This is a genomic window from Stenotrophomonas sp. JAG2 (assembly GCF_041080745.1).
Taxonomy (GTDB): Bacteria; Pseudomonadota; Gammaproteobacteria; order Xanthomonadales; family Xanthomonadaceae; genus Stenotrophomonas; species Stenotrophomonas maltophilia_AA.
Genome location: NZ_JBEUMH010000009.1, coordinates 35,041 through 58,268, shown reverse-complemented (window position 1 = coordinate 58,268; position 23,228 = coordinate 35,041). Strand labels below are relative to the sequence as shown.

Here is a 23,228-nt window from a genome sequence, read left to right as displayed (position 1 = left end):
TCGGCAGCTCCCTGTTCAGGTAATCGTTTACGGCTGCGGCGCTCGATCCGGGGTGCGGGTCACGCTCCGCCGGTGTGGCGATACGCGGCCAAGGCGGCATCCCGGCCCTCGGACAGATCCACCAGCGGCAAGGCCGGATAGCCTGGTGCACACTCGGCCAGCAGCTGCGGGGACTGCCACGGAGCAAAGCGCGCCTTGACCGGCAATGCGGCCAGTTCCGGCACCCACCGCGAGATGTACCGCGCCTGCGGGTCGAACTTCTGCGACTGCGTCACCGGATTGAAAATCCGGAAGTACGGCGCGGCGTCCGCCCCGGTGCCGGCAACCCACTGCCAGCCCATCGTGTTGTTGGCCAGGTCCGCATCGACCAGCGTGTCCCAGAACCAGCGCGCGCCTTCGCGCCAGTGCTGGCGCATGTGCTTGCAAAGGTAGCTGGCGACGATCATGCGCACGCGGTTGTGCATGTAACCGGTGGCCCACAGCTCACGCAGGCCCGCATCGACGATCGGAATGCCGGTGCGGCCCTGCTGCCATGCACGCAGCGCGTCCGCATCGGGCTTGGCCCATTGGAACTGATCGAAGCGCGGGTTGAGGTTGTGATCCGGCGTCTGCGGGAAGTGATGCAGAAGGTGATACGAAAACTCGCGCCAGCCCAGTTCGCGGATGTAGCCGTCGATGTCGGCATCCCGGCTGGCACTGCGCTCGCCCTGCAGGCGGCGGACGATCTGCCACGGGGCGATCTCGCCGAAATGCAGGTGCGGCGACAGCAGCGAGGTGCCGACCCGGTCCGGCAGATCACGTTGCTCGCGATAGCCGTTGAGGGCACCGTCGATGAAGACCGTCAGTGCCTCGTGGGCGCCGGCTTCGCCGGCCTGCCAATGCGTCCAGAACTGCCGGTCCCATGGGATCGCCGGCGTCAGACCCAGTGACTCCAGCGTCCCGCCGCTCGCGCTGTGCCCGGGGAACCGGTCCGGGACACCGCTCGGCGCCGGCAGCTGGAGGCGGGTCAGCGCATTCCGCCAGAACGGGGTGAACACCTTGTACGGCCCGCCCTGCTGGGTTGCCACGTCCCACGGCTCGAACATCAGGCTGCCGTTGTGGCTTTCGGCCTCGATGCCCTGCTCGCGCAGCTCCCGCTTGATCTTCGCATCGCGCGGCTGGGTGGCCGGTTCGTACTTGCGGTTCCAGTAGACCGCCACCGCACCGGTCTGCTCGATCAGTGCCTGGAGCTGCGACCGACTGTCGCCCTGGAGCAGCACCAGCGAAGAACCGCGCGCACGGAGGTCAGCGTCCAGCGCTGCCAGCGAGCGATGCAGCCACGTGTTGGACGCGCCACCGGGCGCCCAATCGCCTTCTTCGTGCGGCGCATGGATGTAGACCGGCACCGGCACATGGCCGGCATCCAGAGCGGCCTGCAGGGCCGGGTTGTCCTGCAACCGCAGGTCACGGCGAAACCACACCAACGCTACCGACACGAGACTACCCCGGAAGATTCGAGAGGCAATGATAGCCAGTGCAGGTGAAGGACAGGCAGCGATCACGCATGGGTGGCCCGCACTGTTCCACATCACCGCGCTTGACCTCAATCATGCTTGAGGTTCTATCGTGGCGTCCTCCCTCCCGCTTCCCCTCTGGAGATGCACATGGCTTACACCCTCCCCGCCCTGCCCTACGCTTACGACGCACTCGAACCGCACTTCGACGCGCGCACGATGGAAATCCATCATGCCAAGCACCACCAGGCCTACGTCACCAATCTCAATGCCGCCCTCACCGATGCCGGGATCGAGAGCACCGACATCGACGCGCTGATCGCCGATATCGGGGCTCTGCCGGAGGGTGTGCGCAACGTCGTCCGCAACAACGGCGGCGGGCATGCCAACCACAGCCTGTTCTGGACAGTGCTGACCGCCAGCGGCGGCACACCGGAAGGCGCCGTTTCCCAGGCGATCGAGCGTGACCTCGGCGGCTACGCCGCGTTCAAGGAGGCCTTCACCAAGGCCGCGCAGACCCGCTTCGGCAGTGGCTGGGCGTGGTTGACGTTGAGCCGCGACGGCAAGCTTGTGGTGGAGAGCAGCCCGAACCAGGACAACCCGTTGATGGGCGACTTCGCGGGCCTCTCCGGTGGCACGCCGATCCTGGGGCTGGATGTGTGGGAGCACGCTTACTACCTGAACTACCAGAACCGCCGCCCGGATTACATCGCCGCCTTCTTCGAGCTGATCGACTGGGCCGAAGTCGCGCGCCGTTACCAGGCCGCCGGCGGCCGTTGATGGACACGGGTCCTGCACTGGGCCTCGGCACGCAGCCCTCCGCCACGCCGTCCGAGGCTGCAGTGCTGGACCCGCCGCTGTCCGCGGCCGCGCTGCGCCATGCCTTTGGCCAGTACCCGACCGGGGTCGCCATTGTCGCCGCCCGCAGCGACGACGATGCTCTGTTCGCGATGACGATCAACTCCTTTGCTTCGTTGTCGCTGGACCCACCGCTGGTGCTGTGGAGCCTGTCGAACCGCTCGCCCGATGTGGCCGTGTATCGCACCGGCATGCCGTTCTCGATCAGTATCCTGGCCGCCCGGCAGCTCGCCTTGGCGCGGCATTTCGCCGATGGAAAACGGCGGCGCGTGCCGGTGCCCGGCACGATGATGGCGCACGCCAGTGGCGTGCCCCTGGTCCGCGATGCGGTCGCACAGCTCGTCTGCACGGTCGAACAAACCCTGCCCGCGGGTGATCATGTGCTGGTCATCGGCCAGGTGGTGCAGCTGGATACCGCCCCCGGCGACACCCTTGCCTTCCACCGCGGGCGCTACGCCCGCGTCACCGCTGCCTGAGTCCGCATCGAATGGATATCCCCGCACTGCAACGTCTTCTCGACCGGGGGCGCGACAGCGCCCTGCTTCGCTTCGGGCTCGGCAAGGCCCTGCTCGACGCGGGTGACACCGCGGAAGCGGTCATCCATCTGCAGCGCTGTGTCGCACAGGATCCGCAGTACTCGGCAGGCTGGAAATGGCTGGGTAAAGCCCATCTGGCGGCCGGCGATCCGGACGCTGCGGCACAGGCATGGCACCAAGGCCGTTCTGTCGCCGAAACCAACGGCGACAAGCAGGCGGTCAAGGAAATGGCCGTGTTCCTTCGGCGGCTGCAGAAGGCCAGCGCCGGCCCGGCGTGATGGCCCGGGAGCGCGCACTTGCAGATCAATCGCCCTTCGCCCGCCGCTGCTGCGCGTCGAAGCGCTGCATCGAAGCCCGGATCAACGCCTTGGCCTCGGCGGCATTGCCCCAGCCGTTGAGCTGGACCGGATTGCGGCCGGCCGGCAGGTCTTTGTAGACGCGGAAGAAGGCTTCGATGCGCTGCCGTTCGATCAGCGGCAGATCGTCCAGATCGCGGATGTTGGCGTAGGTGGGGTCGATCTTGTCGGTCGGCACGCCGATGACCTTTTCATCCTGCTCGCCGTCATCGACCATCTTGAGGAAGCCGATCGGACGGAACCGCACGATCACGCCGGGATGCAGCGGCTCACGGGTCAACACCAGTGCGTCCAGCGGATCGTTGTCGCCGGCCAGGGTGCGCGGCATCGAGCCGTAGTTGGCCGGGTACGCCACCGGCATCGACTGGAAGCGGTCCACATGGACCAGGCCGTCTTCCTTGATCTCGTACTTGGTGAAACTGCCGGCCGGGATCTCCACGGCCAGATGCACTTCGTCAGGCGCGTTCTTCGGCTGGGCGGCGAGGAACGGGTGCAGGACTGCGTTGCCGGCCACGCTGGCGCCGGCGAGCAGCAGCAGCGAGGCGGCCAACACGGCCCGCGCGATGGAACGGCGATGCGTCATCTCGATCTCCACGGAAGGCCGGGCGCACCGCAGTGGCCCGGTCGGTCGGTCATTCCCAGCAACGGTCGGCGCGGCCCTTGAGGGTCTGGGCGCGCGTGCAGTCGCGGGGGGCGATGCGTCCCTGCGTCAGTTCGGCCTTCTGTTTGCGGCCATCGGCAGCGCGTGTCAACTCGAAGCCGTCGTACAGGCGGCCGGTGACGGTGCGCGCCTCGTAGCGCAGGTGCGTCGGATCGATCTTCAACACCTGGAACAGCTGCGTGTCCTCCCCCACCGGCGCCATGGTGGTGCGGGCCTCGTCGGAGAGCCGGTACTGCTTCGGCCCGGCGACGGTGACGACGAACTGCGGCGTCGCGCCCTGCCCTTCGCCACGGCGGCCGTAGGTGTGGTCGTGTCCCTGCAGGACCAGATCGACCTGGTGGCGGCGCACCACCGGCAGCAGCACATCGCGCAGTTCGGTGTTCTCGCGGCCCTCGCGCGGGGAATAGAACGGCTGGTGCAGCAACACGATGCTCCACGGGTGCGGATTATCGGCCAGCACCGTGTCAAGCCAGGCGGCCTGCGCCTTGGCCGTGCCCAGATCGAGCGCGGAGGTACCGTCGAGCACGGCGATGCGCACGCCCTGGTAGTCGAACCAGTAGGTACTGGTATCGGCGGCGTCCACGCCGTTGCGCGGCAATGCGAACGTCACCGGCCAGTGGCGGCCCAGCACGCGGCGCTCCTGCGGCGTGTCTTCGAACTCCTCGAAATACTCGTGGTTGCCGATCGCCGGGGCGACCGCGGTCTCCTGCGGCAGCCAGCCGGCGGCCGCGAACCACTCGCCCCACTCGCTGTCATCCTGCCCGTCGCCGCCACTGACCAGGTCCCCGGCGAACAGGCTCAGGCGCGCGTCCGGGGCCGCCTTGATGCCGGCCCGCATGACCCGGGAAACGTGGCTGAGGTTCTTGTTCTGGGTGTCACCGAAATACAGCAGCGTGAGCGACTGATCGGCACGCCCGGCGGTGCGCAGCTGGTTCCAGGCACTCCAGGTGTTCTGGCCCTGCACGCGCCACAGGTACAGGGTGTCCGGCTGCAGGCCGGTCACGTCGGCACGGTGATGATGGGACGCGCCGAGTTCAGTGGTCAGCGCCTGGGTGGTCGCGGTGACGCGGGTCGGCGTACCGACATCCGGTGAGTCGCCGGCCACGACCCATTCCAGCACGGGCGCCTTCACCGAGGTGTCGGTACGCCAGGCGACCGAGAAGCCACGCGCGGCGTCCTGCGCCGGCGAGGCGACCAATCGATCCGGGAAGCCGGTCGCTGCGTAGTGGCGGTTTCCGGCCGGCACCTGGGTGTTCGGCTCGGCACCCTTCTCGGCATCTTTCTTCGCCACGGCACTGCCGCTGCACAGCAGCAGCGCCATCGCCAGGGCGGTCAGAGCGGCAGGAACGCGGCTCACGCGCCACACTCCAGCGGCAGCGACAACTGCTTGGCGATGCTCGCCCAGTCGAACGCCACCACGCCCTGGTCATCGTGCACCGCGTACAGCGCGCCATGCGGGAAACGTGCGGACGGCGCCTGCATCGACCAGATGCCGTCGGTGTTGGCCACCGTATTGCCCTGGAACGCGCCGACATGTTTCAGGCTGTGCCGGTCGAACAGGTGGAACACACTGCGCTGCTTGCCCTGCTCCGTGGTGATCCACCAGCCATCCTTGCCGCAGGTCCGCAGCATCACCCCTTCGGCCTGGGCCTGGAACGCATCGCGTCCGAAGGTGGTGCCGCTGAAACGGCCTTCCAGCGTGTAGACCTTGAACTCGCTGGCGTAGGTTTCGTCTTCTTCGGCGATCAGCAGGCGGTCGTTGGCCGGGTCGCCCCAGATCGATTCGACCACCCGCAGCGCGCCCGCTTCGGTCGTGTCACCGATGCTGGCGGTGAGCGTGGCCTGCGCCTTGCCGTCCTGCACGGTGAGCGCGTAACGGCGCACGCGCTTGTCCAGTTCGGCCAGCGGCGGCAGCACGTCGTTGCCCTGCGCGTCTTCGCCGGCATCGTAGGAATCGGTCACGTACACGTCGTAGCCGCTGCCCTGCTTGTTCACCCACAGGCCGTAGGGCTTGCGCAGGTCGTCGGCGGCGAACACACCCAGCGGGGTGAAGTCCGGCAGCTGCAGCACCTGCACGCGATGGTTGTCGCGCTCCACGATCAGCACCAGATCATCGACCACGGCGATGCCGTTGGGGCGGTCGAACTGGCCGGGGGCGGTGCCGAGGCTGCCGACGTCACGCAGCTTCGCGCCGGTCTGCCCGTCGTAGACCACCAGCTTGTCAGTGGCCTTGGCGGTCGCGATCAACCAGACCTGGCCCTCGGGCGTGGTCCAGCTGGCCGGCGAGTCGATGTTGTCGTCCGGGGTCATCGGGGTCAGGAACGCCTCGGCGACCGTGGCGACATCGCGTGCGGCGGAGGCGTCGGCCGCAGCCGTCGGGGCGACCGGTGCCGCAGCGTCGGGCGTCGCTGGCGGCGTGCAGGCGGTCAACAGCGCCAGCGCGAGCAGGCTCAGGCAATGGGAGGCGCGCATCACAGGGCCACCTTCAGGCCGAGGGCGTAGGTGCGGCCATATTCTTCGTTCTGCAGGGTGCGCGAGCGCACGCCCTGGTAGAGCTCCAGCGGCTTGTCGAGCAGGTTCTGGGCTTCGAAGTAGAGGCTCACGTTGGCGGTGAACTTGTAGTCCAGGCTGAAATCGAGCTGGGTATTGGGCGCCACGTAGATATCGTAGGCGCGGCTGTCGCCCAGCGAATCCAGGTACTCGCTGCGGTAGACCGCAGCCACGCGGGTGCTGAAACCGGCCTTTTCATAGCCCAGGTGTGCGCTGTACACATGCTTGGAGGCGCGCGGCAGCATGAAATCGTCGCGCTCGCGGCCGGCCACGCCGGGATCGAAATCGGTGTCCAGCCAGGTGCCGCTGGCGCCGACCAGCAGGCCATCCCAGCCCGCGGGCAGAAAGGCAAGCTGCTGCTGCCAGTTGAATTCCGCGCCCTTGACCGTGGCCTTGTTGCCGTTGATCACACGGGTGACCTCGAAGTCCGGGTACGCGGGATCCGTGTTGCTCACCGTGTTGACGATATAGCCATCGATCGACTTGTGGAACACGCCCAGCGAGACGATGCCGGTGCTGCCGAGATACTTCTCGAGCGACAGGTCGATGTTCTTCGATTCGTACGGATCCAGCTGCGGATTGCCGATCCGGACTTCCTCGTCGCCCCGGCTCAGACCGACGCGCGGCGCCACATCGCCGAACGACGGGCGCGAGACGGTCTTGTTGGCGGCCGCGCGCAGCACCCAGTCATCGCCGGCGTCGTAACGCAGGTGCAGGCCGGGCAGCACGTTGGTGTAGCTGCGGCTCACGCTCAGCGGCGTGACCGTGAAGCTGCGGCCGTTGCTGGCCACTTCGACGCTGTTGCCGGTCGCGCTGAACTGGGTGTTCTCCACGCGCACGCCGCCGATGATGCGCAGCGCGCCGACATCCCAGGTACCCATCGCATAGCTGGCGAAGATGTCTTCGCTGGCGGTGTAGTCCTCTTCCAGCGAGGTCAGCGCATTGCCGCCGGCGTCCTGCGGACGGGCGCTGTACTGGCCGCCATGCTGGGCCCAGTAGCGACGCATGGCGTCCGAGCTCATGCCCTGGCCGAGGCTGCCACCGCGGTGATCGGGGGTGGCGGCGGTCCAGTCCGACAACGCCACGTCCGGGCCGACGCGCAGTTCGCGCTCGTCGACATTGACGTCGCGGTCGCGCCAGCGGCCGAGCAGGCCGAACTTGACGCTGGAGGAATCCCCATCGAAGCGCACGTTGATCTGCGCACTGCGCTCGCTGTCGTTGACCTGCTTCGGCGAGAGCACGAAGCGGTCGAAATCGTAGTTGCCGTTGTCCATCCACTGCGCGCTGGTCAGCGTATAGCGCGGGATGCCGCTGTTCTGATCGACGCTCGCGCCGAGGTCGTCGCCGTTGTACTCGAAGCGCGCCTCCATCTCATCGTTGACGCGCTCTTCGGTGCGGGTGTAGCCGACCTTGTAATCGATCACTGCATTGGTGAGGCGGTTTTCGCCACCGGCGCTGGTGGTGAAGGTATTTTCCTTCTTGGTGCGGTAACGCATCCGCTTCTGGATCGCATCGGCCGGCAGGTCCTCGACCCGGTACTGGTTGTTGCCCAGCGCGGTGACCTCGCCATCGCCGAAGTTGAAGATCGTGCGCTGGCGGGTTTCTGCATCGTCGAACTGGCTGTACAGCGTGCGCAGGTAATAGCGGTTGTCTTCATCCGGACGCCAGTCGAGATTGAGGTTGGCGCCGATGCGCTTGCGTTCGATCTCGTACTTGCGCTGCTGCAGGCTGTTGGCGAACAGGTCGTCCTCCGCACCGCCGTCGAATTCGCCGTACTCCACTTCGGTGTTGTCCGACTCGAACTTGCGGTTCTGGTAGTTCACGCCCAGCGCGACGCCGAACGTATCGGCGAACACTTCGCTGTAATTGATCGCCGCCTTCGGGCTGGTGTTGCCGGAGAGCTGCTGGTGGCTGGCTTCGATCTTGCCGCGCAGGTTGCGGCCTTCGCGGTCGAAGGCGGAGGCGGACTCGACCAGGATCGCACCGCCGATCGCGTCGCCGGGCATGTCCGGGGTCGGCGATTTGACCACGCGCAGGCGCTCGGTCGAATCGGAGGGAATCACGTCCAGCGGCGCCGCACGGCTCGAATCTTCCGGGGTGCCGATGGCGATGCCGTCGACACTGACGCTGTTGAGGTTGGCATCCAGGCCGCGGATGACCACGAAGCGCCCCTCGCCCTGGTCACGGGTGACGCTGACGCCCGGCAGGCGCTGCAGCGATTCGGCCACGTTCTTGTCCGGGTAGACGCCCATGGCATCGGAGGAGACCGCATCTTCGATCGCATCGCTGCTGCGCTTGAGGTCGACCGCACGGGTCTGCGACTCCAGCTGCGGGCGGACCTCGACGCGGTCCAGGTCGATGGCGGCGGCCCCGGCGGCGGCGCTGCCGGCCACCGTGCTGCCATCGGGGGTGTCGGCGGCATGCGCCGACGGGGTGATCACCGCCAGCAACGAAAGGCTGATCGCCAGGCCCAACGGACGCTTCTTCTGCACTGCATTCCCCAATCTGTGTAAAGAATGGGTCAGCACGGTATGTCCGGGAGGTTGCATGGGGATGACACCGGGGACATCGAGGCGATCAGTGGCGGCTTCGGCTTTTGGCTTCGGTGGGGTGTTGCGGCACACTATCGGCCTCTCCTTTGCCAGTCTCCCCCCATGAAAATCGTCGAAGTGCGCCATCCGCTGGTGCAGCACAAGATCGGCCTGATGCGCGATGCGTCCCTGAGCACCAAGGACTTCCGCGAGCTGGCCAATGAACTCGGTGGGCTGCTTGCCTATGAGGCCACCGCCGATCTGGAGACCGAGGCCCACACCATGGCGGGCTGGGCCGGGCCGGTGACGGTGCAGCGCATCGCCGGGGCCAAGATCACGGTGGTGCCGATCCTGCGCGCCGGCCTGGGCATGCTCAGCGGCGTGCTCTCGCTGATCCCGGCTGCGCGCGTGAGCGTGGTCGGCCTGCAGCGCGATGAGGAAACCCTGCAGCCGGTGCCCTACTTCGAGCGCCTGACCGGCCGCCTGGAAGAGCGCGATGCGCTGATCCTGGACCCGATGCTGGCCACCGGCGGCACCCTGATCGCCACCATCGACATGCTCAAGCGCGCCGGCGCCCGCCGCATCAAGGGCATCTTCCTGGTCGCCGCACCGGAAGGCATCGCCGCGGTGCAGGCCGTGCACCCGGACGTGGAAATCTTCACCGCCGCGATCGACGCCCAGCTCAACGACAAGGGCTACATCCTGCCGGGCCTGGGCGATGCCGGCGACCGCATTTTCGGGACCCGCGTGGTCGGTTGACCCACGCGTTGGCTGGCGGCCCTGCGCGGCCGCCGGCTTCTTCACGCGGCCTGCTCAGGGCGAGGCAGAAGCTGCGCGCAACCCTACCCGTGCGTGGAGTGTTGCCATGAAGACTGCGTCCCTGCTGGCCTGCCTGCTGCTGATCGGCAGCCCCGTGCTGGCCCATGCCGCTACCCCGCAGCAGCAGCGCATGGCCGACTGTTCGGCCAAGAACAAGGGCAAGACCGGCGAGGACTACAAGTCCGCGCAGAAGGCCTGCCTGAGCGCGCCGGCACCGGTGGCGACCACGCCGCAGGAACGCATGAAAACCTGCAATGCCGATGCCGCCGCGAAGAAGCTGGCCGGCGATGCGCGCAAGACCTTCATGAGCGGGTGTCTGAAGGCGCATTGAGGATCGCGCCGGTTTTGGACGGTGCGTGGATGGGGTGCCGTGCCGACCAACGGTCGGCACCTACCGGCTTGCTTGGACGGACGACCAACGGTCGGCACCTACCGGTGTGGTTGCGCAGGCGTTACGCCAGCGCGCGGGCCTTCAGTTCGCCCTGTTCGTGCAGGGTGCCGAAGCGGCCCTTCTCATCGCGTGACACCTGCGCCAACGCGCAGTGCGGGTCATGGGTGAAGAACAGATGGACGTTGCGGGCGAACTTGTCTTCCAGGAAGCTGCGCTTCTCGTCGATCAGCAGCTCGGCGTTGCGGTCGTAGCCCATGGTGATCGGGACGTGCACCCATGAGCGGCCCGGGATCAGGTCCGCACAGAACACCACGCCGCCTCGCGGCTGACCCTCCACGGTCTCCGGCCCGATGATCTCCGCCAGCATCAGGCCCGGGGTATGCCCGTCGCTGAAGCTGAAACGCACGCTGTCGCCCAGGGTCTTGGAGTACGGGCCATCGACGATTTCCAGCCGACCGCTCGCCTCCAGCAGGCCGGGCAGTTCCGGAATGAAACTGGCGCGGTCGCGCGGATGCGGATGCAGCGCGCGGGCCCAGTGCTCGGCCCCGACCAGGAAGGTCGCATTCGGGAACAGCAGTTCGGGCGAGCGGCCCTCGCTCCACGGCGCCAGCAGGCCGCCGGCGTGGTCGAAGTGCAGGTGGCTCAGTACCACCACGTCGATGTCTTCGTGCTCGAAACCCGCCTCGCGCAGCGATTCGATCAGCACGTGGCTGGGTTCCTGCACGCCGTAACGGTCCCGCAGTTTCGGCTCGAAGAAGGCGCCGATGCCGGTTTCAAACAGCACGGTCTTGCCGGCCAGCGGGCTGGCCAGCAGCGCGCGGCAGGCCAGCTCGATCCGGTTGAGATCGTCCGGCACTGCCCATTTTTCCCAGACCGCGCGCGGCGCATTGCCGAACATCGCGCCGCCGTCGAGTTTCTGCGAGTTACCGCGGATGGACCATAGTTTCATCCGCAAATTATCGTCGCGCGACCGTTAAATATTCGCTAGCCGTCGCCCATGAAAAAACCCCGCCACTGGGACGGGGTTTTTCGTTTCCGCACTCAATCAGTGTGCTTGGCTGACCTTGGCGCTGCCCACCGGATTGCGCGGATCGCTGCCACCGCTGAGCACGTTGCTGCGGCGGTCCCATTCCACGGTCTGCAGGTTGCCCCAGACGTGGCTGGAACCCCGGCCGCCGGCGGCGCTGTCGCCCGGCAGATCGATCTTGTGGCCCATCGCCTGCAGCTGCTTGATGGTATCCGCATCGAAGGTGCCGTCCTCGGCCTCGATCAGGTCCGGCAGCCACTGGTGGTGGTAGCGCGGCAGCGCGGCGACCTGCTGGGCGGTCAGGCCGTCGTCGTAGCCCAGGATGCCGAGCAGCACCATGGTGATGATGCGGCTGCCACCGGGCGTACCGAGCACCACGACCTTGTCGGCGGATTCCATGAAGGTCGGCGTCATCGAGCTGAGCATGCGCTTGCCCGGCTTGGGTGCGTTAGCCGCATAGCCCATCACACCGAAAGCGTTGGGCGTGCCCGGCTTCAGCGCGAAATCGTCCATTTCGTTGTTCAGCAGCACGCCGGTACCCGACGGAATCAGGCCCGAGCCGTACAGCAGGTTCACGGTCTGGGTCGCACCGACGCGGTTGCCCTCGCGGTCGATGATCGAGAAATGCGTGGTCTCGTCATCTTCCAGCGGGGTCGGGTTGCCCGACAGCAGATCGCTCGGGGTGGCCTTCTCCGGGTGGATGGTGGCACGCAGGCCCTGGGCGTAGTCCTTGCTGGTCAGCACCTTCTGCGGGATATCCACGAAGTCCGGGTCACCCAGGAAGAAGGTGCGGTCGCGGTAGGCGCGGCGCATCGCTTCCACCACCAGATGGGTGCGGTGGGCCTGGTCCATCGACTTCAGGTCCCAGCCTTCCAGGATCTGCAGCATGGCGGCCAGCGCAATGCCACCGGAGGACGGCGGCGAGGCGGTGGTGATGGTCCAGTCGCGGTACTTGAACGCGATCGGCTCGCGCAGCTTGACCCGGTAGCCGGCCAGCTCCTCGGCGGTCCAGTGGCCGCCGGCCTGCTTGACGCCCTTGAGCAGCAGCGTGCCGGTCTCGCCGCGGTAGAACCCATCAAAGCCCTGGTCGGCCAGGCGCTCCATGGTCCGCGCCAGTTCCGGCTGGCGGAACAGGTCGCCCTCGGCGATCGGCTTGCCATTGCGCTCGTACACCTCGCGCGTGCCGGGATAGCGCTGCATCACCTCGCGCCGGGACTGATAGCCCTTGGCCATGCGCGCATACACCGGGAAGCCCTCGCGTGCGATGCGCATCGCCGGTTCCAGCGAGGTCTTCAGCGGCAGCTTGCCGTGTTTGGAGGACAGCTCCACCAGCGCTGCCGGCAGGCCCGGAATGCCGGCCGACCACGCACCGTTGACCGAACGGTCGCGGTCCAGCTCGCCCTTCTTGTCCAGGAAGGCGGCCGGCGTCGCGGACTGCGGCGCGGTTTCGCGCGCATCCAGCATCACGTCCTTGCCGGTGGCGGCATCGTGCAGCAGGAAGAAGCCGCCGCCGCCAAGGCCCGAGCTGATCGGCTCGACCACCGCCAGGGTGGCGGAGACCGCCACGGCCGCATCAAATGCATTGCCGCCCTTGGCCAGGATTTCCATGCCGGCTTCCGTCGCCAGATGGTGACCACTGGCGACGGCCACGCCATCCGGATGTTTGGCCAGGACCGCCTGCGCGGATCCGGCAGCCCAGGCACTCGGGGCCACCAGCAGGACGAGCAGCAACCAACGACGCGACAGCGTTCTCATTTCGGCAGAAACTCCGTGACATACAATTCGGGATGATCGCGCTGCAGCCCGCGCAGTTTGGCGAGCAGGGCGTCCTGGGTTTCCGGAATGTCCGGATCGGGATCGATGCATTCGACCGGGCAGACGACCACGCACTGGGGTTCGTCGAAATGCCCCACGCACTCGGTGCAGCGGGCCGGATCGATCACGTAGATGGTTTCACCCATCGAGATGGCCTGATTGGGGCAGGCCGGCTCACAGACGTCGCAATTGACGCAGAGCTCATTGATTTTCAGCGACATGGCGTTACTCCACGCCCGCGCCGGCGGATGAGAACCGGCCCACGCGGGCGCGCGGGCCGGTCATCGGTGACGCCCCTGCGGGCGCCACCCGGGCCGCGCACAAGGCGCGGCCGCCACTGCACGGGTTACTTGGCTTCGACGAAGATGTACTCGGCGCCGGTCGGCTGGATGATCGACTGGACGCGGGCGTTGTCGGCGGCCTTGCCGATGAAGACCACGCGCACACCCTTCATCGAGTCCGGCGAGACGTCCTTGAACACGGCCTGGATCATGTCGGCCATCTTGGCCGAGGCCGAGGAACCGAAGGCCAGCATGTTGCCCGGCTGCACGCCACGGGCGACGGCCTGGGTGGCGCTTTCGACCTGACGCTCATACTTGGCGGCGAATTCCGGATCCGATTCCGGCGAGAGGTAGTACAGGTACGGGCTGTTGCTGATGTTGCCCATGTTCTGCACGGCCACGGCCTGCAGGTACTTCTTCCAGCCGGCATCGTCATCGGCAGCCGGGGCGACCAGCGCCTGCTGGGCTTCGACGACCGGTGCGGCCTCTTCCTTCTTGCAGGCGGTGAAGGCCAGCGCGAACGACGCGATCAACATGGCACGCATGGTGTTGTTCATGGAATTCCTCCCTTGGTGATTCTTGGTATGTATGGGTCTGACAGGTACTACGCTTGGCCCGACTTCGCTTCACGGACCTTGCGCAGCGCCTCAAGCACGGCGGACGGCACAAAGCCGGACACGTCGCCGCCCAGGCGGGCGATCTCGCGGACCAGCGAAGACGAAATGAAGCTGTGCTGCTCGGCCGGGGTCAGGAACAGCGTCTCGACCTCCGGGATCAGATGACGGTTCATGCTCGCCATCTGGAATTCGTATTCGAAATCGGACACCGCGCGCAGGCCGCGCAGCAGCACCCCGCCCTGCACCGAGCGCACGAAATGCGCCAGCAGGGTATCGAAGCCACGCACTTCCACGTTGCGGTTGTGGCCCAGCGCATCGCGGGCCAGCTGAACGCGCAGCTCCAGCGGCAGCGTCGGCCCCTTGGACGGACTCTGCGCCACGCCCACCACCACCTTCTCGAACAGGGGCGCAGCGCGGTTCACCAGATCGATGTGACCGTTGGTGATCGGATCGAAGGTGCCCGGGTACACGGCAATGCGGCGGTTGGCCACGGTCATACGTCAGCTACGCGTGTTGGTCTGGTGAAAGTGTAGCAGTGGCGCGCCGATACAGGGCAAAACGGACCTCCCGGGTGCCCCCCTCGCGGTGCAGCAGCCACGTCGCGGGCATCTTCGGCGCCTGATCGGCCGGCGACTCCACGTACAGCCAGGCATCGGCGGCCAGATGCGACGGCAGGCCGGCGATCACCGCCTCCCACAGCCCATCGGCAAACGGCGGATCGACGAACGCGATATCCGCCAGCGGCCCGGCCGGCTGCCGCAGCCACTGCAGCGCATCCGCCTGGACCACCGCGATCTGGTCCTGCGCCCCCAGCCTGGCGACCGACTCGCGCAACTGCCGGGACAATGCCGCATCGCGCTCGACCAGCGTCGCCTGCGCCGCCCCGCGCGACACCGCCTCCAGCCCCAGCGCCCCGCTCCCGGCGAACAGATCCAGCACCCGCGCCCCGCCCAGGCGCGGCATCAGCCAGTTGAACAGCGTCTCCCGCACCCGGTCACTGCTGGGCCGCAGCCCCGGCGACAGCGGTACCGGCAGCTTCGTATTACGCCACCTGCCCCCGATGATCCGCACCTGGCCCACGGCGGCTGCCGGCTGGCGCGGCTTCATGCGTGGCTCCTGGGGCAGAGGGCGATGGGAGGGGCGAACGGGCGGAAACGGGTCATGGGCACGGATGGCAGGCAGTTCAGGACGACATTCTAGGCGGTCCGGTGGTTGCCTCCACCCGCGACCCGATGCCGGAAGGAAATGCAGCCACGCATGGCGTGGCTCTACCGGCCGCACGTACGACCTACGTGCCGAGGGCGGCGGCCTTGAATTCGGGACAATCCACCCCTACCCCTTGAGCCAGCCGCCGCGCCGGGCGCGGCAATGTCCCAAGGAGCAACACGACCCATGACCGTGCAGACCCAAAAAGAAACCCTGGGCTTCCAGACCGAAGTCAAACAGCTGCTGCAGCTGATGATCCACTCGCTGTACTCCAACAAGGAAATCTTCCTTCGCGAGCTGATCTCCAACGCGGCCGACGCCTCGGACAAGCTGCGCTTCGAAGCGCTGACCCAGCCGGACCTGCTCGAGAACGACGGCGACCTGCGCATCCGCGTCAGCTTCGATGCCACGGCCAACACCCTGACCATCGACGACAACGGCATCGGCATGAGCCGTGACGAAGCGATCGCCCACCTGGGCACCATCGCCAAATCCGGCACCGGCGACTTCCTGCGCCAGCTCTCCGGCGACCAGAAGAAGGACTCCCAGCTGATCGGCCAGTTCGGCGTTGGTTTCTACAGCGCCTTCATCGTCGCCGACCAGGTCGACGTCTACTCCCGTCGCGCCGGCCTGCCCGCCAGCGAGGGCGTGCACTGGTCCTCGCGCGGCGAAGGCGAGTTCGACGTGGAAGGCATCGACAAGCCCGAGCGCGGCACCCGCATCGTCCTGCACCTCAAGGATGACCAGCGCGACTTCGCCGACGGCTGGCGCCTGCGCGGCATCATCAAGAAGTACTCCGACCACATCGGCCTGCCGATCCAGATGGTCAAGGAACATCACGGCGAAGACGCCCCGGCCGAGATCGAATGGGAAACCGTCAACCGTGCCAGCGCGCTGTGGACGCGGCCGCGTACCGAGATCACCGACGCCGAGTACCAGGAGTTCTACAAGCACGCCGCGCACGACCACCAGGATCCGCTGGCGTGGAGCCACAACAAGGTGGAAGGCAAGCTCGAGTACACCTCGCTGTTGTACGTCCCCGGCCACGCCCCGTTCGACCTGTACCACCGCGATGCGCCCAAGGGCCTGAAGCTCTACGTCCAGCGCGTCTTCGTCATGGACCAGGCCGAGCAGTTCCTGCCGCTGTACCTGCGCTTCATCAAGGGCGTGGTGGATTCCAACGATCTCTCCTTGAACGTCTCGCGCGAAATCCTGCAGTCCGGCCCGGTCATCGATTCGATGAAGTCGGCGCTGACCAAGCGCTCGCTGGACATGCTGGAGAAGCTGGCCAAGGACAAGCCGGAGGTCTATGCCGGCTTCTGGAAGCAGTTCGGCCAGGTGCTCAAGGAAGGTCCGGCGGAAGACTATGGCAACCGCGAGAAGATCGCCGGCCTGCTGCGCTTCGCCTCCACCCATGACGACAGCGGCGAGCCCAGCGTCTCGCTGGCCGACTACGTGGGCCGCATGATCGAGGGCCAGGACAAGATCTACTTCCTGACCGGCGACAGCCACACCCAGGTCAAGGACAGTCCGCACCTGGAAGTGTTCCGCAAGAAGGGCGTGGAAGTGCTGCTGCTCACCGACCGCATCGACGAGTGGCTGATGGGCTACCTCACCGAGTTCGACGGCAAGTCGTTCGTCGATGTCGCGCGTGGCGATCTGGACCTGGGTGCGCTGGAAAGCGCCGAAGACAAGCAGGCCCAGGAAGCCGTCGCCAAGGACAAGCAGGCGCTGGTGGACCGCATCAAGACCGCACTGGGTGACGACGTCGCCGACGTGCGCGTTTCGCACCGCCTGACCGATTCGCCGGCGATCCTGGCGATCGGCGAACAGGACCTGGGCCTGCAGATGCGCCAGATCCTGGAAGCCAGCGGCCAGAAGGTGCCCGACAGCAAGCCGGTGTTCGAATTCAACCCGGGCCATCCGCTGATCGGCAAGCTGGACCAGGAAGGCGATGCCGCGCGCTTCGACGATCTGAGCCGCGTGCTGTTCGACCAGGCCGCGCTGGCCGCGGGCGACACGCTGAAGGACCCGGCGGCGTACGTGCGCCGGCTCAACAAGCTGCTGCTGGAGCTGTCGGCGTAACGGGCGCTACGGGAGGGTGCCGGCCACAGCGGCCGGCACACCGACCGGATCAGGCCCAGCGGTCCAGCAGGGTGCCCAGCATCTCGTCCTGACGGCGGACCACCGTCGCGTTGGCGGCAAACGCCAGCGCGGCTTCCCTGGCCGTCAACACGTCCGCGATCGGCGCATTGGCGTCGTCCGGCGCGGTAACCACGGTGGCGGTGACGCCGCCTCCTGCCGCTGTCGTCTGGGCGACACCCAGCCGGGTGGTCTCCGTGACCGGCAGCCGTGCCACGTTGGAGGCTGCGGCCTGCACGCCCAGCGAGGCAGCGCGCATGCCTGAGCTGGCAATGGACATCACGCTCATCGTTCACCGTTTCGTTGTTCTGGCCGCACCCACATGGCGCAGCCCTTCACAACAGGTAACGGCCGCATCGGCCATTACTTGAGTCCCGCCCCACCGCACCTGCACGCCCATGGGCCTTCGGGGCGCAGTGGTAGCATACCCCTCTGATTTCAGCGTCTTTTGCCAATGCTCAGCTTCTTCCGTCGCAAAAAGCCCCAGGACGCCCCGCAAGAGGCGGCCAAGACCCAGCATTACTCCACCGAGGAGCTGGCTGCCGCGTTTCCGCAGGCCACTCCTGAGCCTGGAGCACCGCCGGCGCCTGCGCCGCTGCCGCCCGTGGTGGAAACCGCTGTTCCCGCTGCCGAGCCCGCCGCTCCGGTAGAGCGCGTGATCGCGCCGACCCCGGTGATTCCTGCGCCTGTGGTTCCCGCGCCGGTTGTGCCTGCCCCTGTGGTGCCTGTGCCCGTGGTGGCTGCGCCGGTGGCCCCGGCCCCGGTTGCGCCCGCACCCGTGGTGGCTGCTCCGGTTGCACCGGAACCGATCGCCCCCGCGCCTGCGGTGACCGCACCGGTTCAAGCACCGATCGCCCCGGTAAGCGCACCCGCGCCCGCTGCTGTCGCACCACCGTCTGTCGCTCCGGTTGCTCCGGTTGCTCCGGTTGCTCCAGCCCCGGTCGCCCCGACCATCGTGACCGAGCGCCCGACCTCCCACGACATGGCCCCCGCCGCCGCCGGCAAGAGCGGCTGGCGCGAGCGCCTGCGCAACAGCGTGATCGCACGCAGTTTCGGCGGCCTGTTCTCGCGCAATCCCAAGCTCGATGACGACCTGCTCGACGAGCTGGAAACCGCGCTGATCACCGCCGATGTCGGCGTCGGCGCGACCACCGCGCTGGTCGAAGGCCTGCGCAAGCGGATGAAGGCGCGCGAGTTCACCGACGCCAATGCACTGCTGACCGCGCTGCGCGCCGAACTGATCGCGATCCTGCAGCCGGTCGCCAGGCCGCTGGTCATCGACCGCACCGCCAAGCCGTTCGTGGTGCTCACCGTCGGCGTCAATGGCGTCGGCAAGACCACCACCATCGGCAAGCTGGCCAAGCGTTTCAAGGACGACGGGCACAGCCTGATGCTGGCCGCCGGCGATACCTTCCGTGCCGCTGCCGTCGCGCAGTTGCAGGCCTGGGGCGAACGCAACGGCGTCGCCGTGGTCGCGCAGGGCCAGAACGCCGATGCGGCCTCGGTCGCCTTCGATGCGCTGCAGGCCGGCAAGGCCCGCGGCACCGAAGTGCTGATCGCCGATACCGCCGGCCGCCTGCACACCCAGGCCGGCCTGATGAACGAGCTGGGCAAGATCCGCCGCGTGCTCGGCAAGATCGATCCCGATGCCCCGCACGAAGTGCTGATGGTCATCGATGGCACCACCGGCCAGAACGCGCTGTCGCAGCTGCGTCAGTTCCATGCGGCGGTCAACGTGACCGGCCTGGTGGTGACCAAGCTGGACGGCACGGCCAAGGGTGGCGTGGTGTTCGCGCTGGCCCGTGAGTTCGGCATTCCGATCCGCTTCTGCGGCATCGGCGAGCGCCCGGAAGACCTGCGCGTGTTCGATCCGGAAGCCTTCGTCGACGCACTGCTGCCGGAAGCACTGGGCGCCTGAGCCGATGCAGCCACGCATGGCGTGGCTCTCCCCCTTCCTCCGGAACCTGCATGACCCGCCAGCCTCCCGCCAGCGCCCCGGTGCCGACCGACGATGTCTTCGTCGCGCGGCTGCTGCACTGGTTCGACGACCACGGCCGGCATGACCTGCCGTGGCAGCACCCACGCAGCCCGTACCGGGTGTGGCTGTCGGAGATCATGCTGCAGCAGACCCAGGTCGGCACGGTCATCCCGTACTTCCTGAAATTCCTCGATGTGTTCCCGACCCTGCCCGACCTGGCCGCGGCCAGCAATGATGCGGTGATGGCACAGTGGGCCGGGCTCGGGTACTACGCCCGTGCACGCAACCTGCATGCCGCTGCACAACGCTGCGTCGAACTGCACGACGGCGAGCTGCCGCGGGATTTCGATGCGCTGCACGCGCTGCCCGGCATCGGCCGCAGTACCGCGGGCGCGATCCTCAGCCAGGCCTGGAATGATCGGTTCGCGATTCTCGACGGCAACGTCAAACGCGTACTGACCCGCTATCACGGCATCGAGGGCTTCCCGGGGCTGCCGGCGATCGAGAAGCAGCTGTGGGCGGTGGCCGAGGCGCACGCGGCGCAGGTACCGGCATCGCGCATGGTCGATTACACCCAGGCGCAGATGGACCTGGGCGCCAGCGTCTGCAGCCGCAGCCGACCGGCCTGCGTGATCTGCCCGCTGCAGGCCACCTGCGTGGCGCGTCGCGAGGGCCGCACCGATCAGCTGCCGACGCCCAAGCCGGGCAAGACCCTGCCCGAACGCGAGGCGGTGGCGCTGCTGCTGCGCGATGCGCGCGGCCGGGTGCTGCTGCAGAAGCGGCCGGACACGGGGATCTGGGCACAGCTATGGACCCTGCCCCAGGCCGACAGCGGGGTCGCGCTGCAGGACTGGTTCGACGCGCACATTGAGGGTTCGCTGGACGATGCCGAGCCGTTGCCGGTGCTGGAGCACACCTTCAGCCACTACCGGCTGCACCTGCAGGTGCTGGTGGCAACGGTGCAGGGCCTGCGCAACGAGGCCGAGGGGCTGCGCTGGGTCGCCGCCGAAGAACGGGCCACGCTGGGCCTGCCCGCGCCGATCCGCAAGCTGCTGGAGACCGGTGCACCGCCCGCTCAGCCCAAGCGCCGTACAATGCGGCGCGCAGCAACATCCCAAGACATCGAGTAACGCTATGCCCCGCACCGTTTTCTGCCAGTACGAACAACGCGACGCCGAAGGCCTGGACTTCGTGCCCTACCCCGGCGAGCTGGGCCAGCGCATCTTCAACCATATCGGCAAGCCGGCGTGGGCCGCGTGGCTGGCGCACCAGACCATGCTGATCAACGAAAACCGGCTGTCGCCGCGTGATCCCAAGCACCGCGCGTTCCTGGAAGAGGAACTGGTGAAGTATCTGTTCAGCGGTGGCGCCGAAAAGCCGGCCGGATTCGTTCCGGAGGCGTGACCTTGGCCGGCCAGCGGCCGGCACTACCGGGTTGGCGCCTGCTGGCCTTCTTCGCGCTCCTGCACCTGTGCCTGGCGCAGCGCCTGTTCCGAGCTGCGCAGAGCCTTGGTGTCCAGCTTGCGGATGCTGCTGATGAAGCACGGCATGTTCATCGGTCCGGGCGTGGGGTCACGCACCAGCACCTTGTCGAAGCGGGCCGATACACGGCCGACCCGGCTGGTCAGGCCGATCGCCGGGGCGTAGTCCAACCCCTGGCACGGCCCGGTCAGTTCCAGCAGATAGCCTTCGCTCGGGCGCGTCCACACCGCCAGCGCGCTCTCGCCGAGTTCGGTCCAGCCTGACAGCGAACCGTACAGCGGCATGTCCTGCTGCGGCGGCCCGGCGTGGGCCCGGTAGAGATCGAGCTTCTGCGCGGTGGATAGGCGGCCGGTACTGGCGCACGCGGCCAGCCCAAGGCACAGGGCCGCGATGGCAAGGGTCTGCTTCATGACGCCTCCTGCTGGGGACTGTGCGCCGATCATGCGCCGCCCGGCGTGCTCCCGGCGAGAGGAACCCGCCGGGTGTTCAGCGCTCAGGCAGGCATGGATGCCTGCTCAGACCTCGCTGTGGGCCAGGCTGTGCAGCCGCCCTTCGCGCAGCTCCAGCACGCGGTCCAGCTTGCGCGCCAGCGAGCGATCGTGGGTCACCAGCACCAGGCTGGTGTGGTGTGCGCGGTTGAGCTCCAGCATCAGCTCGAACACGGTCGCCGCCGTCTTGTCATCCAGGTTGCCGGTCGGCTCGTCGCCGAGCACGCAGGCCGGCCGGTTGACCAGGGCGCGGGCCACGGCAGCGCGCTGGCGCTCACCACCGGAGAGTTCACCGGGCTTGTGGTCCAGGCGATGGGCCAGGCCGACCGACTCCAGCAGCGCCTGCGCGCGGGTGCGCGCGTCCTCCACTTCTTCGCCCCCGAGCAGCACCGGCATCATCACGTTTTCCAGCGCGGTGAATTCGGGCAGCAGGTGGTGGAACTGGTAGACGAAGCCGAGCGCGCGGTTGCGCAGCCGGCCGCGCTGACTGTCGGACAGGCCGGACATGCGCTGGCCGGCCACATAGACCTCGCCCGCCGTCGGGGTATCCAGGCCGCCCAGCAGGTGCAGCAGGGTGCTCTTGCCGGCGCCGGAGGCACCGATGATCGCCACGGTTTCGCCGGCAGCCACGCGCAGGTCCAACCCGTTGAACACGGGCGTCTGCATGCGGCCTTCGGCGTAGGTCTTCGCCAGGGCTTCGGCGCGGATGACTTCCTCGCCCAGGGTGAGTGCTTCATTCATAACGCAGGGCCTCCGCCGGCTGGGTGCGTGCCGCGCGCCAGGCGGGATACAGGGTGGCAAGGAAGCTCATGACCAGCGCCACGGCCGTGATCATGATGATGTCCGGGGTCTGCATGTCGGTCGGCAGGCCGGTGATGTAGTAGACGTCTTCCGGCAGCAGCTTGACGTTGAACAGCGTCTCGATCGCACCGAGGATGCGCTCCAGGTTCAAGGTCAGGGTGATGCCGCCGATCACGCCGAGCACGGTGCCGAAGATGCCGATCAGCGAGCCCTGCACCATGAACACCTGCATGACCCCACCCGGGGTGAGCCCGAGCGTGCGCAGGATCGCGATGTCCGCCTGCTTGTCGGTGACCAGCATCACCTGCGAGGACACCAGGTTGAAGGCGCCCATGGCGATGATCAGCGAGAGCAGGATGCCCATCACCACTTTCTCCATGCGCAGCGAGTGGTAGAGGTTGGCGTTCTGCTGGGTCCAGTCGCTGACGCGGTAGGCGCCGGTCAGGTTGTGGGCAAGATCGACACCGACGTCCAGCGCCTTGTCCATGTCATGCAGCTTGAGGCGCACGCCGGTGACGCCGTCGATGCGCAGTACTTTTTCCAGATCGGCCATGTTGGCGTATGCCACGCCACGGTCGACCTCGTTGTAGCCGGCTTCGAAGATGCCACTGACGGTGAAGCGCTTCATGCGCGGGATCGCACCGATCGGCGTGCCCTGCACTTCCGCCAGCGTCACCAGCACGGTATCGCCCACGCCGACACCGAGGTAGATCGCCAGTTCCTGGCCGACCAGCAGGTTGTAGCTGCCCGCGGTCAGGCTGTCGAAACTGCCCTTCTTGACCTTCTGGTTGATCACCGAGACGTTCGGCTCCAGCGCCGGGTCGATGCCCTGCACGATGGCGCCCTGCACGCGGGGACCGCTGAGCATGGCCTGGATTTCGATGTACGGCGCCGCGCCGGCGACACGCGGATCCTTTTTCGCCACCTCCACCGCATGCGCCCAGTCGGCCATCGGCGCGCCGTCGGTGGTGATGGTGGTATGCGCGGTCATCTGCAGCAGGCGATCGCGGATTTCCTTCTGGAAACCGCTCATGACCGCCAGCGTGGTGATCAGCACGGTCACGCCCAGGGCAATGCCGAGGATCGAGGCCATGGAGATGAAGGAGATGAAGCCGTTGCGGCGTTTGGCGCGCAGGTAGCGCAGGCCAATCGAGACAGGTATGGGTTTGAACATGCAGGTACGCCGGACAATTCAG

Annotated in this window: 24 protein-coding genes; 9 read left to right on the top strand and 15 right to left on the bottom strand. The window is 67.3% G+C overall.

Annotated elements, in window-relative coordinates; genetic code table 11:
- Positions 1-59: 59 nt before the first annotated feature.
- Complete coding sequence (locus tag AB9O74_RS13030) at positions 60-1,475, bottom strand: deoxyribodipyrimidine photo-lyase (protein ID WP_369349551.1); 1,416 nt, start codon at positions 1,473-1,475, stop codon at positions 60-62.
- A 168-nt stretch (positions 1,476-1,643) separates the two neighbouring features.
- On the opposite strand from AB9O74_RS13030, the gene AB9O74_RS13025 reads away from it, so the two are divergent.
- Genes AB9O74_RS13025 through AB9O74_RS13015 form a run of 3 tightly spaced genes read left to right on the top strand, consistent with a single transcriptional unit; the run spans position 1,644 to position 3,165 of the window.
- Positions 1,644-2,273 carry a superoxide dismutase gene (locus tag AB9O74_RS13025; protein ID WP_369349550.1) on the top strand — a complete coding sequence of 210 codons (630 nt, stop codon included), beginning with the start codon at positions 1,644-1,646 and terminating at the stop codon, positions 2,271-2,273.
- Complete coding sequence (locus AB9O74_RS13020; RefSeq protein WP_369349549.1) at positions 2,273-2,827, top strand: flavin reductase family protein; 555 nt, start codon at positions 2,273-2,275, stop codon at positions 2,825-2,827. The genes AB9O74_RS13025 and AB9O74_RS13020 overlap by 1 nt, the downstream gene beginning before the upstream one ends.
- A gap of 11 nt (positions 2,828-2,838) precedes the next feature.
- Entirely contained in the window at positions 2,839-3,165 is a 327-nt protein-coding gene (locus AB9O74_RS13015; RefSeq protein WP_369349548.1) for a tetratricopeptide repeat protein, read from the top strand.
- A 25-nt stretch (positions 3,166-3,190) separates the two neighbouring features.
- Here AB9O74_RS13015 and AB9O74_RS13010 read toward each other — a convergent pair whose 3' ends face one another.
- From AB9O74_RS13010 to AB9O74_RS12995, 4 genes are read right to left on the bottom strand one after another with little or no spacing between them, the layout of a single operon-like run.
- Positions 3,191-3,826 carry an inorganic diphosphatase gene (locus AB9O74_RS13010; RefSeq protein ID WP_369349547.1) on the bottom strand — a complete coding sequence of 212 codons (636 nt, stop codon included), beginning with the start codon at positions 3,824-3,826 and terminating at the stop codon, positions 3,191-3,193.
- Between the two features lie 49 nt (positions 3,827-3,875).
- Positions 3,876-5,225: a metallophosphoesterase gene (locus AB9O74_RS13005; RefSeq protein WP_369349611.1), complete on the bottom strand. Its 1,350-nt coding sequence runs from the start codon at positions 5,223-5,225 to the stop codon at positions 3,876-3,878.
- A 32-nt stretch (positions 5,226-5,257) separates the two neighbouring features.
- Entirely contained in the window at positions 5,258-6,376 is a 1,119-nt protein-coding gene (locus AB9O74_RS13000) for a phytase (protein ID WP_369349546.1), read from the bottom strand.
- Positions 6,376-8,946 carry a TonB-dependent receptor gene (locus AB9O74_RS12995; protein ID WP_369349545.1) on the bottom strand — a complete coding sequence of 857 codons (2,571 nt, stop codon included), beginning with the start codon at positions 8,944-8,946 and terminating at the stop codon, positions 6,376-6,378. Before AB9O74_RS12995 ends, AB9O74_RS13000 begins: the two co-directional genes overlap by 1 nt.
- 162 nt (positions 8,947-9,108) lie before the next feature.
- Here AB9O74_RS12995 and upp point away from each other — a divergent pair, with 162 nt between their 5' ends.
- The gene (gene upp, locus AB9O74_RS12990; protein ID WP_346477916.1) at positions 9,109-9,744 is read left to right on the top strand and encodes a uracil phosphoribosyltransferase; all 636 of its coding nucleotides are present in this window, start codon (positions 9,109-9,111) and stop codon (positions 9,742-9,744) included.
- A 106-nt stretch (positions 9,745-9,850) separates the two neighbouring features.
- Positions 9,851-10,135, top strand: coding sequence for a PsiF family protein (locus AB9O74_RS12985; protein WP_369349544.1), 285 nt, complete (start codon positions 9,851-9,853; stop codon positions 10,133-10,135).
- 121 nt (positions 10,136-10,256) lie between these two features.
- Here the strand turns inward: AB9O74_RS12985 and AB9O74_RS12980 are convergent, their stop codons facing one another.
- The 6 genes from AB9O74_RS12980 to rsmD all read right to left on the bottom strand — a co-directional run bounded on the left by AB9O74_RS12980 (position 10,257) and on the right by rsmD (position 15,042).
- Positions 10,257-11,144, bottom strand: a complete 888-nt coding sequence (locus AB9O74_RS12980) for an MBL fold metallo-hydrolase (RefSeq protein ID WP_346477915.1) — start codon at positions 11,142-11,144, stop codon at positions 10,257-10,259.
- A gap of 96 nt (positions 11,145-11,240) precedes the next feature.
- On the bottom strand, positions 11,241-12,977 hold the full coding sequence (ggt, locus tag AB9O74_RS12975) for a gamma-glutamyltransferase (protein WP_176989702.1): 1,737 nt from the start codon (positions 12,975-12,977) through the stop codon (positions 11,241-11,243).
- Positions 12,974-13,258, bottom strand: coding sequence for a YfhL family 4Fe-4S dicluster ferredoxin (locus AB9O74_RS12970; RefSeq protein WP_019183239.1), 285 nt, complete (start codon positions 13,256-13,258; stop codon positions 12,974-12,976). The genes ggt and AB9O74_RS12970 overlap by 4 nt, the downstream gene beginning before the upstream one ends.
- Before the next feature lie 125 nt (positions 13,259-13,383).
- The gene (locus tag AB9O74_RS12965; protein ID WP_070427135.1) at positions 13,384-13,875 is read right to left on the bottom strand and encodes a hypothetical protein; all 492 of its coding nucleotides are present in this window, start codon (positions 13,873-13,875) and stop codon (positions 13,384-13,386) included.
- Between the two features lie 47 nt (positions 13,876-13,922).
- Entirely contained in the window at positions 13,923-14,432 is a 510-nt protein-coding gene (coaD, locus tag AB9O74_RS12960) for a pantetheine-phosphate adenylyltransferase (RefSeq protein ID WP_019183241.1), read from the bottom strand.
- A 7-nt stretch (positions 14,433-14,439) separates the two neighbouring features.
- Positions 14,440-15,042: a 16S rRNA (guanine(966)-N(2))-methyltransferase RsmD gene (rsmD, locus tag AB9O74_RS12955; RefSeq protein ID WP_346477913.1), complete on the bottom strand. Its 603-nt coding sequence runs from the start codon at positions 15,040-15,042 to the stop codon at positions 14,440-14,442.
- A 285-nt stretch (positions 15,043-15,327) separates the two neighbouring features.
- On the opposite strand from rsmD, the gene htpG reads away from it, so the two are divergent.
- Positions 15,328-17,226, top strand: a complete 1,899-nt coding sequence (gene htpG, locus AB9O74_RS12950; RefSeq protein ID WP_179459204.1) for a molecular chaperone HtpG — start codon at positions 15,328-15,330, stop codon at positions 17,224-17,226.
- A 49-nt stretch (positions 17,227-17,275) separates the two neighbouring features.
- Here htpG and AB9O74_RS12945 read toward each other — a convergent pair whose 3' ends face one another.
- On the bottom strand, positions 17,276-17,572 hold the full coding sequence (locus AB9O74_RS12945) for a hypothetical protein (protein WP_369349543.1): 297 nt from the start codon (positions 17,570-17,572) through the stop codon (positions 17,276-17,278).
- A gap of 165 nt (positions 17,573-17,737) precedes the next feature.
- On the opposite strand from AB9O74_RS12945, the gene ftsY reads away from it, so the two are divergent.
- The 3 genes from ftsY to AB9O74_RS12930 are packed head-to-tail and all read left to right on the top strand — an operon-like array spanning position 17,738 to position 20,665.
- Complete coding sequence (ftsY, locus tag AB9O74_RS12940) at positions 17,738-19,201, top strand: signal recognition particle-docking protein FtsY (protein ID WP_369349542.1); 1,464 nt, start codon at positions 17,738-17,740, stop codon at positions 19,199-19,201.
- Between the two features lie 50 nt (positions 19,202-19,251).
- Positions 19,252-20,391, top strand: coding sequence for an A/G-specific adenine glycosylase (mutY, locus tag AB9O74_RS12935; RefSeq protein WP_369349541.1), 1,140 nt, complete (start codon positions 19,252-19,254; stop codon positions 20,389-20,391).
- A gap of 4 nt (positions 20,392-20,395) precedes the next feature.
- Positions 20,396-20,665, top strand: a complete 270-nt coding sequence (locus AB9O74_RS12930; protein ID WP_019183247.1) for an oxidative damage protection protein — start codon at positions 20,396-20,398, stop codon at positions 20,663-20,665.
- 23 nt (positions 20,666-20,688) lie between these two features.
- Here the strand turns inward: AB9O74_RS12930 and AB9O74_RS12925 are convergent, their stop codons facing one another.
- From AB9O74_RS12925 to AB9O74_RS12915, 3 genes are all read right to left on the bottom strand, one after another.
- Positions 20,689-21,153 (bottom strand): DUF6491 family protein, encoded by a 465-nt coding sequence (locus AB9O74_RS12925; RefSeq protein WP_176989695.1) that lies wholly within the window; start codon positions 21,151-21,153, stop codon positions 20,689-20,691.
- Positions 21,154-21,258: 105 nt separating this feature from the next.
- Positions 21,259-21,972, bottom strand: a complete 714-nt coding sequence (lolD, locus tag AB9O74_RS12920; protein WP_369349540.1) for a lipoprotein-releasing ABC transporter ATP-binding protein LolD — start codon at positions 21,970-21,972, stop codon at positions 21,259-21,261.
- Complete coding sequence (locus tag AB9O74_RS12915; protein ID WP_176989693.1) at positions 21,965-23,206, bottom strand: lipoprotein-releasing ABC transporter permease subunit; 1,242 nt, start codon at positions 23,204-23,206, stop codon at positions 21,965-21,967. The genes lolD and AB9O74_RS12915 overlap by 8 nt, the downstream gene beginning before the upstream one ends.
- Positions 23,207-23,228: the final 22 nt, after the last annotated feature.